General features: G+C 34.9%; 14 protein-coding genes, 3 tRNA genes and 1 pseudogene. 1 reads left to right on the forward strand and 17 read right to left on the reverse strand.

The features are described 5' to 3' along the window. From rpsS to ACFELV_RS01255, 9 genes are all read right to left on the reverse strand, one after another. The gene (rpsS, locus tag ACFELV_RS01215; RefSeq protein ID WP_375326404.1) at positions 1-279 is read right to left on the reverse strand and encodes a 30S ribosomal protein S19; all 279 of its coding nucleotides are present in this window, start codon (positions 277-279) and stop codon (positions 1-3) included. Between the two features lie 10 nt (positions 280-289). Beyond that, entirely contained in the window at positions 290-1,111 is an 822-nt protein-coding gene (gene rplB, locus ACFELV_RS01220; RefSeq protein WP_375326405.1) for a 50S ribosomal protein L2, read from the reverse strand. Then, complete coding sequence (rplW, locus tag ACFELV_RS01225) at positions 1,112-1,408, reverse strand: 50S ribosomal protein L23 (RefSeq protein WP_375326406.1); 297 nt, start codon at positions 1,406-1,408, stop codon at positions 1,112-1,114. Next, positions 1,405-2,028, reverse strand: a complete 624-nt coding sequence (gene rplD, locus ACFELV_RS01230) for a 50S ribosomal protein L4 (protein WP_375326407.1) — start codon at positions 2,026-2,028, stop codon at positions 1,405-1,407. The genes rplW and rplD overlap by 4 nt, the downstream gene beginning before the upstream one ends. A gap of 10 nt (positions 2,029-2,038) precedes the next feature. Next, positions 2,039-2,683 carry a 50S ribosomal protein L3 gene (gene rplC, locus ACFELV_RS01235; RefSeq protein ID WP_375326408.1) on the reverse strand — a complete coding sequence of 215 codons (645 nt, stop codon included), beginning with the start codon at positions 2,681-2,683 and terminating at the stop codon, positions 2,039-2,041. Further along, positions 2,683-3,006: a 30S ribosomal protein S10 gene (rpsJ, locus tag ACFELV_RS01240; RefSeq protein WP_375326409.1), complete on the reverse strand. Its 324-nt coding sequence runs from the start codon at positions 3,004-3,006 to the stop codon at positions 2,683-2,685. Before rpsJ ends, rplC begins: the two co-directional genes overlap by 1 nt. 357 nt (positions 3,007-3,363) lie before the next feature. Next, positions 3,364-4,548 carry an elongation factor Tu gene (tuf, locus tag ACFELV_RS01245; protein WP_375326410.1) on the reverse strand — a complete coding sequence of 395 codons (1,185 nt, stop codon included), beginning with the start codon at positions 4,546-4,548 and terminating at the stop codon, positions 3,364-3,366. Between the two features lie 84 nt (positions 4,549-4,632). Beyond that, positions 4,633-4,706 (reverse strand) — tRNA-Gly (locus ACFELV_RS01250). A 19-nt stretch (positions 4,707-4,725) separates the two neighbouring features. Beyond that, a tRNA-Tyr gene (locus tag ACFELV_RS01255) sits at positions 4,726-4,810 on the reverse strand. A gap of 481 nt (positions 4,811-5,291) precedes the next feature. Here ACFELV_RS01255 and rlmB point away from each other — a divergent pair. Further along, a complete protein-coding gene (gene rlmB, locus ACFELV_RS01260) occupies positions 5,292-6,020 on the forward strand; it encodes a 23S rRNA (guanosine(2251)-2'-O)-methyltransferase RlmB (RefSeq protein ID WP_375326411.1) in 729 nt (242 codons plus the stop codon). 138 nt (positions 6,021-6,158) lie between these two features. On the opposite strand, the gene ACFELV_RS01265 is transcribed toward rlmB, so the two are convergent. The 8 genes and pseudogenes from ACFELV_RS01265 to ACFELV_RS01300 all read right to left on the reverse strand — a co-directional run bounded on the left by ACFELV_RS01265 (position 6,159) and on the right by ACFELV_RS01300 (position 13,741). Then, positions 6,159-6,884, reverse strand: a complete 726-nt coding sequence (locus tag ACFELV_RS01265) for an SDR family oxidoreductase (RefSeq protein WP_375326412.1) — start codon at positions 6,882-6,884, stop codon at positions 6,159-6,161. Between the two features lie 80 nt (positions 6,885-6,964). Next, a complete protein-coding gene (locus tag ACFELV_RS01270) occupies positions 6,965-7,522 on the reverse strand; it encodes a NifU family protein (RefSeq protein WP_375326413.1) in 558 nt (185 codons plus the stop codon). Positions 7,523-7,549: 27 nt separating this feature from the next. Next, a tRNA-Leu gene (locus ACFELV_RS01275) sits at positions 7,550-7,635 on the reverse strand. Positions 7,636-8,065: 430 nt separating this feature from the next. After that, the gene (locus ACFELV_RS01280) at positions 8,066-9,298 is read right to left on the reverse strand and encodes a DEAD/DEAH box helicase (protein ID WP_375326414.1); all 1,233 of its coding nucleotides are present in this window, start codon (positions 9,296-9,298) and stop codon (positions 8,066-8,068) included. A 784-nt stretch (positions 9,299-10,082) separates the two neighbouring features. Continuing rightward, on the reverse strand, positions 10,083-10,295 hold the full coding sequence (locus tag ACFELV_RS01285; protein ID WP_375326415.1) for a cold-shock protein: 213 nt from the start codon (positions 10,293-10,295) through the stop codon (positions 10,083-10,085). Between the two features lie 214 nt (positions 10,296-10,509). Next, positions 10,510-10,806, reverse strand: coding sequence for a TraX family protein (locus ACFELV_RS01290; protein WP_375327482.1), 297 nt, complete (start codon positions 10,804-10,806; stop codon positions 10,510-10,512). Continuing rightward, entirely contained in the window at positions 10,784-12,289 is a 1,506-nt protein-coding gene (gene murJ, locus ACFELV_RS01295) for a murein biosynthesis integral membrane protein MurJ (RefSeq protein ID WP_375326416.1), read from the reverse strand. The genes ACFELV_RS01290 and murJ overlap by 23 nt, the downstream gene beginning before the upstream one ends. A gap of 270 nt (positions 12,290-12,559) precedes the next feature. Next, a pseudogene (locus ACFELV_RS01300) lies at positions 12,560-13,741 on the reverse strand (acetate/propionate family kinase). Positions 13,742-13,743: the final 2 nt, after the last annotated feature.

The following is a 13,743-nucleotide window of genomic DNA, read 5'->3' on the forward strand; positions in this document are numbered from 1 at the left end:
TTATTTTCTCTTAACTTTTTTATCTGCTCCATGGCCATGAAAAGTCCTAGTTGGAGAGAACTCTCCCAGTTTCCTGCCCACCATTTCCTCACTTACTGATACCGGGATAAATTTATTACCATTATATACAGAAAATGTTATACCAACAAAAAATGGTAAAATAGTTGATCTACGAGACCAAGTCTTAATCATTTCTGTTTTACCAGAATCAATTAATTTTTGTACTTTTTTTATTAAATAACCATCCACAAAAGGACCTTTCCAAACTGAACGTGCCATAATAACCTAATTATTTCCTTCTCTTAATAATAAATTTCGTTGTCAGTTTATTCTTACGCGTTTTCTTACCTTTAGTTGGAAAACCCCAAGGAGTCACAGGATGACGTCCACCAGATGTTTTTCCTTCACCTCCTCCATGCGGGTGATCTACTGGATTCATTGCAACACCACGAACATGAGGTCTCCAGCCTAACCACCTATTTCTTCCAGCTTTCCCTAAATTAGTATTTTTTTTATCTGGATTTGATACTACCCCTACTGTTGCTCTACACTCTAATGGAACTAGCCTAAATTCTCCAGAACGGAGCTTAATTTGCGCATAACCCGAATCTTTTCCTACTAATTCAACCGAGGTACCAGCAGATCTTGCTAACTGCCCCCCTTTCCCCACTTTCATTTCCACATTATGCAAAGTTGTACCAACCGGTATATATTTTAATGGCAAACAATTGCCAATTTTTATATCAGCCTCGCTACTTGATATTACCCTATCTCCAACTATAAGCTTTTGCGGGGCTAAAATATATGAATAAACATCATCATCAAACTTAATCAATGCAATAAACGCGGTCCTATTAGGGTCATACTCTATTCTTTCAACAGTAGCAAACATATCTAGCTTGTTTCTTTTAAAGTCAATTATGCGGTAAAGTCTCTTATGTCCTCCTCCTCTATGCCAAGAAGTAATCCTACCAAAGTTATTCCTACCACCTGTCTTACTTAACCCCTGAGTTAGACCTTTATGGGGATCACCTTTCCAAAGATTCGACTTATCAACTTGCACTAATTCCCTGAGAGATGGTGTAATTGGGTTAAATGTTTTTAAAGCCATTTACTTAACTCCTCCAGTAAAATCAATAAGGTAACCTTTTTCCAAGGTTATAATTGCTTTCTTTTTATCAATCTGTTTACCCTGAACCCCCTTAAACCTTTTATTCTTACCTTTGACATTCATGATATTAATTTTTTTCACCTTAACCTGGAAAATTTTTTCAATCGCTATCTTAATAGTAGCTTTTTGTGCCTTATGTGAAACATGAAAAGTAAATTTATTTTTCTCAGATAAAATAGTTGACTTCTCAGTTACAATAGGCGCTCTAATTAAATCATAATATTTATATGTATTCACCTTAACCTCTTCTCAAAGGCTTCTACCGCCTCTTTAGATAATAAAATATAATCATGGCGTATTATATCGTATACATTGGCTCCTATCTGGGGTACCGCTATAACATTAGGAATATTTTTTACTGCCAATGCAAAATTTGGATCAATATCATCCCCACTCACAATAAAATAACTTTTACCATTAAAATTATTTAACAACTTCCGCAGATGGGAAGTTTTAGACTGCTCTAATTTTAAGCTGTCTAAAACTAATAGTTTTCCTGCAGCCAATTTCCCTGACAATGCATATCTTAAACCCAGCTTTCTTACCTTCTTAGGTAACTTTATCGCATGACTTCTTACAACAGGTCCATGAGAAATTCCCCCTCCTCTCATTTGAGCGGATCTGAGGGACCCTTGCCTGGCGTTACCTGTTCCTTTCTGTTTGAAAGGTTTTTTTGTAGTACCAGATACCTCTGATACAGTCTTTGTCTGATGAGTACCAGACATATTTTTAAGCAGTTGCCAATCAATAACCAGCTTAATAATATCTTCTCTAATATACTCTAATGCAAAGATTGAATCATCTAAATTAATTTCTCCAACCGCTTGATTTGCAAGATTTATTAACTCGGCTTTCATATATTTTATTCTATCCTACGACAGTTTTCTTAACAGCATCTTGAATGTAGACATAAGACCCTTTCGAACCTGGAATATTACCACTTACTACAATAATTCCTTGTTCTTTATTAGTATTCACTACTTTTAAGTTCTGCACAGTTGCTCTGACACACCCCATATGGCCAGCCATCTTCTTACCCTTAAACACTTTACCAGGATCTTGCCTGCCTCCAGTAGAGCCATGAGAACGGTGAGATATTGAAACCCCATGGGAGGCTTCTAGTCCTCTAAAATTATGCCTTTTCATGCCACCCGCAAAGCCCTTGCCTATAGTAGTACCTACAACGTCTACGAACTGCCCAGCGACAAAATGATCTACGTATAATTCAGCCCCTACTGTAATAAAACAATCTTTAGAAATTCTAAATTCTTTTACTTTAACTTTAGGCGTGACTTGAATATTAGCAAAGACCTGCTTTAGTGACTTTGTGACTTTAGAAAGCTTTTGATCTTTAACACCAATAATCAAAGCATCGTAACCTTCTTTTTCATCTGTTCTATGGCCAATTACTTGACAATTTTCAACCTGTAAAAAAGTTACCGCCATTTTTTCACCTTGATCATTAAAGATCAAAGTCATACCAATTTTTTTAGCAATTAACCCGGTTCTCATTACTCAACACTCTCTAACTTAATCTCAACATCCACACCCGCAGGTAAATCAACTTTTTTCAAAGCATCAACAGTCTGCGGAGTCGGATAACTTATTATTACAAGCCTTTTTTGTATTCTAATTTCAAATTGTTCCCGTGATTTTTTATTTACATGCGGAGACCTATTGACAGTAAATCGTTCAATTGTTCGTGGCAGCGGGATCGGGCCAATAATATCAGCTCCTGTTCTCTTCACCGCACTAACTATTTCTTTAGTACCATATTCCAAAGCACGATGGTCAAAAGACTTGAGACGAATCTTAATTTTTTGATTATTCTTCATTAATTAACCTTTTTATAAACAGCAGGGCTATTAAACCACGTTTTCCAATCAAAGATTATCATTGATTTATATACCACTATATTCCGAAATGACTTTATTATTATCATAGGAGTTCATATTGCCCTAATATAAAGGGCTATAACATACTTTTATTATAAAATCTTCAGTAACCAATTATTTTTTATATGTTACATCTCATATATTTTACTGATACTCGTTCAGCTATGATTATAAAACCTACTTCACAGCCCCTTGCAAGTATCCAATAAAAACACCTACAAAGATTCTAGTAATAACAAGCATAGCTTCTCTCTAAACAATAAATATCCAGTCTAGATAAAGAGACAATGTTTTCACTTATTTTAACACCTTTACTACTACTCCAGCCCCTACAGTTCGACCTCCTTCACGAATAGCGAAACGTACCCCCTCTTCCATAGCTACAGGATGAATCAATGTCACTTTTAATTTCGCATTATCACCTGGCATAATCATTTCTTTACCTTCTAACAAAGTAATTTCGCCCGTAACATCGGTAGTCCTAAAGTAGAATTGAGGACGATAATTAGTGGTAAAAGCCGTATGCCGTCCTCCTTCTTTTGTAGTTAATACATACACTTCAGCTTCACACTCAGTATGCGGAGTTATACTACCAGGCTTAGCTAACACCTGCCCTCTGCATACTTCTTCTCTCTTAGTTCCACGTAATAATATCCCTACATTATCGCCTGCTTCACCTTGATCCAATAACTTTTTAAACATTTCTACACCAGTACAGGTAGTCTTTTGAGTATCTTTTATACCCACAATTTCCACCTCTTCTCCTACTTTTATTATGCCCTTCTCAATTCTACCAGTCACTACTGTACCCCTACCAGAAATAGAAAATACATCTTCTATAGGCATTAAGAAAGGACGATCCGTGTACCTTGTAGGCTGCGGGATAAACTCATCAACTGCCTCCATTAGAGACTTAATAGCTGCCTTTCCCTCTGCCTTACCTTCTAAAGCTTGTAAAGCTGACCCTTTAACCACTGGTATTGCATCCCCATCAAAACCATACTGAGATAGCAACTCTCTTACTTCCATTTCGACCAGTTCCAGCAAATCTGGATCATCAACCATATCGACTTTATTCAAGAACACCACCATAGTAGGGACACCTACTTGTTTTGCAAGCAAAATATGCTCTCTAGTTTGAGGCATCGGACCGTCCGCAGCAGATACTACTAATATAGCCCCATCCATTTGCGCCGCCCCAGTAATCATATTTTTTACATAATCGGCATGGCCCGGACAATCTACGTGAGCATAATGTCTTTTGGCAGTTTGATATTCCACATGAGCTGTTGAAATGGTAATACCCCTTTCTTTTTCCTCAGGCGCTGCATCAATCTCATCATATTTAGTAGCTTTTGCCCCTCCTTCTTCTGCCAGCACTATAGTGATAGCAGCTGTTAAAGAGGTCTTACCGTGATCTACGTGACCTATAGTGCCTATATTACAATGAGGTTTTATCCTCTCAAATTTTATCTTGCCCATAATTTATTTTCTCCACAATTTAAGGTTTAATACAAAATTAACAATACAAGTTTACCCAATTTCCAACAACTATTACTACACTCTTGGAGCGGGTGATGGGAATCGAACCCACGCAACCAGCTTGGAAGGCTGGGGCTCTACCATTGAGCTACACCCGCGTATTTCACCTAACCAATGTGGTGGAGGAAGAAGGATTCGAACCTTCGTACGCTTCGCGGGCAGATTTACAGTCTGCTGCCATTGACCACTCGGCCATTCCTCCGAAGAATTTACGCAAGTATTAAATAGTTCAATAAAACGTAAAGCACAGCATAACTAGCGCAAACAGCTAATAAAATCCCTTGCTTATTTTTGCTGAGTTAATTTAAGTTCTATGAAGAAAAATACAATAAACTCTTGAGATATCCTACGAATTGTTTTTTAAAACATCAGAACTTACGTACTTATGTATTTTTAGTTCTCCTAAAGCTTCTTAACTCCTGATTTTTAATTCACTCTCCAGCATCATTCAAATATAACAGTTTTAGTAAAACGGTAGATTGTAGTAGAATCCCTACTCTCATTCTAACAAATTTCACTACTGTATCCCCAAGCATTCTTTAATATCGGTTCTTTTTATTTATCTTATAGATCCTAAATAGGCTAATACTTAAATATTACATACCCAGAACGTTTATCAGTTGTAACTTTCTATAATAAATAGTAGTTTGTGTCAAGAATTAATTATTCTAGGTTTGAATAAGATGACAAATAACCCTAAACATCCCAAAGATTTTTATTATATATATGGAAAACATACTGTATTAGCAGCTCTTAAAAACCCCAAACGTCATATTCAAAATATTTTATGTACCGAAGAAATTTTCTCCTCAAATAACAATTTACTCTCTAAATTCCCATGCGAAATTACCAAAATGGATTCTTTCACGCGCCTGTTTGGGTTAAATCAAAATCATCAAGGAATAGCTGCCTATGTTAAAACTATATTTTTAAACAATATTGTAGATATTAATACGACTGATCCTAATTGTAAAATTGCAGTGCTAGATCAAGTAACCGACCCCCAAAATATCGGAGCAATTATTCGCAGTGCTGCTTCTTTTAATATTACGGCTATAATATTACCAACAGATAATACCCCCAATGAAAATGCTACTATAGCAAAAACAGCTTCTGGTGTTCTAGAATTAGTACAAATTATTAAAGTCACTAACCTACGGTGGGCGCTAGAATATTTAAAAAAACAAAATTTTTGGATTGTCGGCCTTGATAGCAACGCAACACAATTCTTGCACCCCAAAATACTTACCGGAAAAGTAGTAATAGTGCTTGGCTCTGAAGACAAAGGAATCAGACGCTTGGTAAAAAAAACATGTGATTCTCTCACCAAGATTGCAATTTCTAACCAGATAGACAGCTTAAACGTCTCTAACGCTGCAGCGATAGTCTTTTATTTATCTTCGTTACAATAGACGATAGACTTCTTGCGAAACGCTACTATACTAAGTGACAAATAGTCTACTAACGTGTATCTACTCGATGAAAATTTCTAGTGTCCGGTTAGGTTGCACTAGAAAAATCCATTGAGTATATTTGATTCCCATCAATATTTACAACATATTATGCCCACCATTAATCGATAAGGTTTCCCCAGTAATAAAACCCGCATCCTCATCTACTAAAAACTCTACAGCTCTTGCTATTTCTTCTGGCTTACCAAACCTTTTCATTGGAATAGCCTGCATTATTTGCTCTACAACTGGCGCTGGTACTTTGTTAACCATCTCTGTCATAATATAGCCAGGCGCTATACAATTCACCGTGATATTTTTTAAAGCTGATTCTTTAGCTAACGCTTTAGTAAAACCTATAATACCAGCTTTAGACGCAGAATAATTAGTTTGTCCCACTTGCCCCATAAGAGCATTAATGGAACTAATATTAACAATTCGCCCGTAATTCTGCTGTCTCATTTGGTTAATTACGGCGTTGCACATGTTAAAGCACGAACTTAAATTAATATCAATAACTTCTTGCCATTCTTTCGCTAACATTTTATGTAACATTACGTCTCTAGTAATGCATGCATTATTTACTAATACACTAACACAACGTCCAAATTCCTTTTCAATTTCCTCAACCGCCTTACAACACGCAGTATAATCTTTTATATCCCATTGCTTAACCGTAATAGCAAAATTATCACTTAACTCTTTAGCTGACTGCTGATTATTACAAAAATTTGCTACAACAGTGAACCCTTTATTTCTTAGGGCGATCGAAATAGCTTTACCTATTCCTCTTGTACTGCCAGTAACTATAGCTAATCTTGACATATTTTCCTTCTAAAATGGACAGGATACTTAATCATCTGCAAATAAGAACAATTTTTTCTCCCCTATAACTATCTATCAAACTAATCTACCGCCTCCACGGCTTCTACCTCAGGAATAAAATGCTTTAACATAGATTCAATTCCATTTTTTAAAGTAATAGTAGCACTAGGACAACCGGAGCATGCACCTCGCAATTCTAATTTCACTATCCCCGCTTCAAAGCCTCGATATATTATGTCCCCTCCATCCATAGCAACAGAAGGACGTACTCGCGAGTCAATAATTTCTATAATTTGTTTTTCAATTTCCGATAATTCTGCATCATTCCTTACCTTTCCCTCATTACTTTGCCTATCAAAAACAGCTAATCCTGAGGTCAAATAATCCATTATAACCATTAATATCTCAGGTTTTAAGGTCAACCACTCGCCCTTTTCTTCTTTAGTTACAGTAATAAAGTCCTGCCCTAAAAAGATAGATTTGATATAATTAATTCCAAATAGCTCAACTACCAAACTACTTTTATCTAATGCTTCCTCTATACTATTAAAATGAAATGAATGGTTAGGACTAATAGGTAAGTTTGGCAGAAATTTTATTGCGTTTGGGTTAGGGGTAAGTTCAGTTTGAATAAACATATACGTAACTTATCAAAATTAGAGAAATGGTACCCGCGGCCAGACTTGAACTGGCAAGGGCTTGCGCCCCACGGATTTTAAGTCCGTTATGTCTACCATTCCATCACGCGGGCATGTACTGTTACGGTAATCTTAAGTTATATACAAGCTAGACCGGACACTATCAAAATCTCTCAAAAAATCAAGCTTTTTTATGCATTTTTTATAAATTCGTTCAGTACAGTAGAGTTCTGGCAAAATTCGCTTTTGCTAGGGAATTTACAGGAGACACGGTACCTTGACCCACACCATATAGCATAAATTAGTAAGGTTATAGACAAGATGGCGTACAGAAAGCATGATAGATATGCATTCTTATAACTACAAACTATATTCAGCACTTTAATGCTTTATGCGATACTTAAATGTACGTGTAGATTGGCAGTATCAGATCGACACACAAATTACCAGCCAAAATAAAATTATGTAAGAAGTCTAGTATAATAATAACCTCAGCAGAGGTTATTATTAATAAATTATTGTATATATTGTTTAATTACTTCTCTACGATACTTTGCTAGGCCGACGACGCGAATCATATGGTTTTTTATCGTTATTACGATTATTGTTATAAGAAAAATAACCTCTTTTTCCCTCACCAACTTTAGGGCTGTTAAAGACCCTTTTACGTCTTTTATCTCCCATCATATCTTTTCTTAAGGTTGTTTCGCCTTGATTTATTAAGCGATCAATAGCTTTCCACCTAATATTATCTTCAGGCGAGATAAACGATAAAGCAGAGCCTGCTACTCCCGCTCTGCCCGTTCTACCTATTCGATGCAAGTAATCTTCGGGACACATAGGTAAATCATAATTGATCACATGCTGAGTATGCGGAATATCTAATCCCCGAGCTGCAACATCGGTTGCTACCATAATTCTATGTCTAGAAGAACGAAATGACGAAATCACTCTTTCGCGCCTACCTTGGGATAAATCTCCATGTATCGCTTCCGCCTTATGATCTTCAATTTTTAACATTTTTGCAAGCTGTTCAGCCCCACGTTTAGTTTTAACAAAAATAATTATAGAACCACTCCTATCCTTTAATTGCTTGACTAATTCGGTAAATTTTTCTTTATCATTAACCCGTAAAGTTTCTTGAGTAATTTGAGCTGCCGCTTTAGTAGTAGAACCAATAGTAATACGTTTAGGATTAACTACATATTTTTTAGACAATTCAATAATATGTTTGGGCATAGTTGCAGAAAACATCAGAACCTGTCTTTTTGTCGATATATATTTATTAATCTCTTCTAATTGTTCCTTCATTCCCATGTCAAGCATTCTATCCATTTCATCAAGTACTACAAGCTGAGTAGTATCTAATTTTAAAGTACCCCGTAACAAATGATCGATTATACGCCCCGGCGTTCCAATGATCACTTTAGGATTAGCGCGTAATTGCGCAAATTGTTTATACATAGGCTGCCCACCTATTAGAACTGCAGTGGGAAGATTAATTTTAGTAGTTACTTTAGTAAGAGTGTCACGCACTTGGGTAGCTAATTCTCTGGTAGGCACTAGAACTAATGACATAGTTTTAGCATTAAGATAGGAAGTAACTATAGGCAACAAATAGGCAAGGGTTTTACCAGATCCAGTTTGACTAGATGCTAAAATATCTTCACCTTGCATAGCAACTGGTATCGCTTCTTTTTGAATGTCGGTTGGGGATGTTATCTTCATTTTCTCTAATGAGAATAGTATTTCGTCGGGTAAATTAAAATTTTTCATTATAAATCCAATATTGTTATCTTAAATTAAAAACAAATTTCTATAGTAAATCTATTAGGTTTTTTGCTGAATTACCTGCAGCCAGCCCAATTTAACAAAAATTGCTATTGTTATATTCCAATTTTCTTCTATGCATAATATGTTTCTAATATAGTTCAAAATAACAGGATAAATATAATATAGCAGACCAACTTTAATTACTATTATTATCTCCATAGAGGACATTTAAAAATATCAGGAACTTAGCATGTACACTGCGCATAAAGGAATAGTTGGTAGACGATAGAAGCAACTTCAAGAACAACACATTAAATAGCAAGGCTAGAGAAGTGAAAGTAGTACATATTGTAAATTAGTATTTCAATCTAATAGTGCCAATTTTACAGTGCTCCCAAGCTATATGCAGCCTTATAGACATTTTCTGTACTTAGTCCTTATTCCTGATTTTCAAAGTTAATTCGCCTCAGTAATCAAGATAACAAGTAAACTGACCATTTAAGTACACTAAAGAAGGGACGTATATAAATAAACTTTTTAATATTAATATGCATTGAATGCACTTAGTAAACAAAGTGTTTTTTTATATATATCCTAAGACTAGCCCTCTGCGTGTTGTTCTATATTGCTTACATCACTACAAATGAAAAATTACAATTGTTTATAGTAAAATATTGAACCACAGAGATAATAACTGGGGCATGAGAAAGATGATACTACCCAAAATTCACTAGTTTAATAACCACTCATAAATTTTGAGTAGTTGATTGCAGTTGTAAAATAAATATTATTTTATTAATTGCAGGTTAACAGCAGAAATTTTTCCCTTGCTTTCTTCTAGTTCAAAACCAACACGCTGCCCTTCATTTAAGGTAGAGATCCCAGCACGTTCTAAAGCTGTTACATGGACGAAAATATCATTTCCTCCATCATCTGGCTCAATAAAACCAAAACCTTTGGTTGGATTATACCATTTAACCTTACCTACTTTAGTAGTCATAAAAACCTTTTAGTATAGAGTTTATTTATCTGAACTTAACGTGAAACTCTTCGTAGAAATTCAACCAGATAATTAATATTTACAAGGCTTTCACTACTATTAAAGAGTTAATTATTAAACTCAAGTGCCATGCTAAACTTTTTCTTACTAATTGTCAACAAAAGATCAGCTTACTCTTTACAGGTTTTATCTTTTTTTTAAAGTTTCGATATTTTCACACTATTTTATGCGATTTAAATAATATAATTGTAAAAAGATAGAGACACAGGCCTATTATTAACACACGAGTTCTTGGAATATTGTCAAAATTATAACCAACAAAAAAACAAAAAATCGGCATACTAAAACACCCAACACATCGCATGCTTTGATATTCTGTGAAGAAATAATAGCCTAGATGATCTATTAACATTGTCAATATTGCAACAGTCTTTAAGAAATCTTGATAATTAGATGGCGCCCGTATTAAATTATAAATTATTTGATTATCACGGATAAAGCTTAAAATAATAAATTACTGCAAAATATACTACCATACCCGATAATATAGTGACCGCTAACATAAATGATTTAATCGCCAGTGAGTTAGAAAAATAATATATGAAACAATAATATTTAATTAATAAAATGACTAATATCATGATTATGCAAGCTAGTAAGGTTTTAAACACGAAAAAACATAGCTTTGTGTCAAGAGAAAAATGTCTATATTCCTTGGTATATATATATAATAAATAGACATTATACCAAGCAGCTATAGAAGAGCCAAGGGCAATGCCGATATGCCCAAATGGTATCATTAATATAATATTTAATATGGTATTAAGCAGAAGAGAGTATGCGGTAGTTTTTAAAGGAGTTTTAGTGTTCTGGTTAGCATAAAAAATAGGCATTAAAATTTTAGTAAAAATAAATGCTGGTAACCCTAAAGCAAAAACCGAAATAGCTTGTGCGGTCTTAACTGTATCTGACCCAGTAAAGGCGCCCCTCTCATATATTATATGAATAATAGGTTGCGATAATACCATAATACCGAAGGTAGCCGGTAAAGATAACAACAATCCTATTTTAATAGCATTATTTTGAATCTTAGTGATCCTTGCTATATTATTTTGGTGGTAGGATTGGGATAATTCTGGTAATAATATCGTACCAAAAGTGACCCCTATTATTGATAAGGGAAACTGATATATTCTATCGGCGTACGATAATATTGAAATAGCGCCTTCAATAAAACTAGCTATTGATTGCGATATGAATATGTTCAGTTGCTGAACTCCAGAACTAACAGTTGCCGGCCCCATATTATATAAAAATTTTTTCACATCTTTATCAAACGGAGCAAATATTAATGAAAAAGATAGCCCTACTTTAATAACACAATAAAACATAAATATCACTTGTAATATTCCTGCTACTAATAACGATATACTAACTGATATCGGCGCTTCTACATGTTTCTCCAATAATACGGTAATTAATATAACAGATAAACTGAGAATAATTGGTGAAAAGGCAAAAGCTGCAAACCTTTTTAGTGAATTTAAAATCCCTCCTAACAAAGCAGTGATTGAGATAAAAATCAGATATGGCACAGTAATACGGCATAAAGTAACTGTTAAATTAAATTTTTCTAAATCTTCATAAAACCCCGGCGCAATAATCAACATTAATGAAGGCATGAATAGCTGCATTAATATTACTATTATGGTTAAGGTAAATAACAATATAGTAAAAATTGTGCCAGTAAAATAGCGTGCTGCCGCAGGCGCCTCCAAAAGTTTAGAGTTAAAAATAGGAACGAACACTACCGATAATGCGCCTTCTCCAAAAAGTCTCCTGAATAAATTAGGCAATTTAAACGCTACATTCACACTGTCAGCTATACTGCCCACCCCAAATAATGAAGCAATAAATAATTCTCTGCCAAGACCAAATATTCTAGACAATAGAGTAAAAAAACCAACTATAAGACTTGATCGCAACAAGGTCACAAAAAATTTTGTCTCCTTACAAAACCTAAAATATTAATATATAATCCATTGATGATTCAGATTCTGAATCTGATAGTAGCGCTCTTCTAAACTGATCGTTTCATATACTACTCGTCCCCGAAGAGTTGAGTGCGATAGAATCAACTTTAAGAAGCACTAGGCAGTAGCCAAAGCCCTCAGAGCGCAAGCAGTACATATAAGTACGTGAGCAGCACCCTCGAGAACTTTAGACACGATAGAGCTCAATTCTTGCAATTCCTAGAGTATATATTAGTTAGCATATAACACCTCCACAACATCTTGCGCGATTACCCCTTCTTCATTAGTAGGAATAATAAATACTTGAACTTTACTATCTTCTCTACTAATACCATACTGATTTTCGCGATTTTTTTGCTCATCTATTTTTACTCCAAGCCACTCTAATTCTGTCATAATTAAATGACGAATTATTGCTGAATTTTCTCCAATCCCAGCAGTCAAAATTAAACAATCTAAACCTTTCAGTGCAGCACACAATTTGCCAATTTCTAATTGTATTCTATAAATAAACAGATCTATAGCAAATTTCGCATCTGGATCATTAATTGATAATAGGGTCCGTATATCTGCACTTTCTCCTGAAACACCAAATAATCCTGATTGACGATATAATAATGTTTCTATTTGCTTAGGAGACATTTTTTTATTATTTTAAAGATATAATATCACCCCAGGATCAATAGAGCCACAGCGCGTTCCCATCATTAAACCTTCTATCACACTAAACCCCATACTAGTGGCGATACTTTGACCCTCATAGAGCGCGCACATACTAGCACCGTTGCCTAAATGCCCTATTATAGTACGCTGCGGCAATTTTTGTCCTATTAGCTTACTAAAATTTTGAGTTATCCATTGGTAAGATAAGCCATGAAATCCATAGCGATATACTCCTTCCTCATAAAACTCTTTAGGCGAGCCAAAGGACTTAGCTAAACGCGATTGGGAAGTATGAAAAGCAGTATCAAAACAGACTATATGTTTTTGTGTGGCATATTTTTCTTGAAATAAATTTAATGCTTGAAGGTTATATGGTAAATGCAAGGGATCTAACGGTATTAGACTAATTAGTTGGTCAATCACTTGCTGATCCACTACTACTGGCTTAGTAAACATCACTCCCCCGTGGACAATCCGGTGTCCTATAGCACGCAAATTCAAATCTTCTTTTCGTTCATCCCACCAGCTCTCAAAGCTATTAATCATTAAACTCATTATATCATTTTCTACCGGTTTGGTATCCACTTGATACGAGTTCTCTCCATTATTTACATGAAATAATAATTTATTATCTAATACTTCTAATAAAATTTTATAAAGAAAATCACCAATTATTTTGCCATGAACAGCAAATATAGCAATTTTTAAAGTCGATGAACCAGCATTAACTGTTAATATTACTTCTTGCATAA

Origin of the sequence: Candidatus Tisiphia endosymbiont of Nemotelus uliginosus (assembly GCF_964264835.1) — a bacterium.
Taxonomy (GTDB): domain Bacteria; phylum Pseudomonadota; class Alphaproteobacteria; order Rickettsiales; family Rickettsiaceae; genus Tisiphia.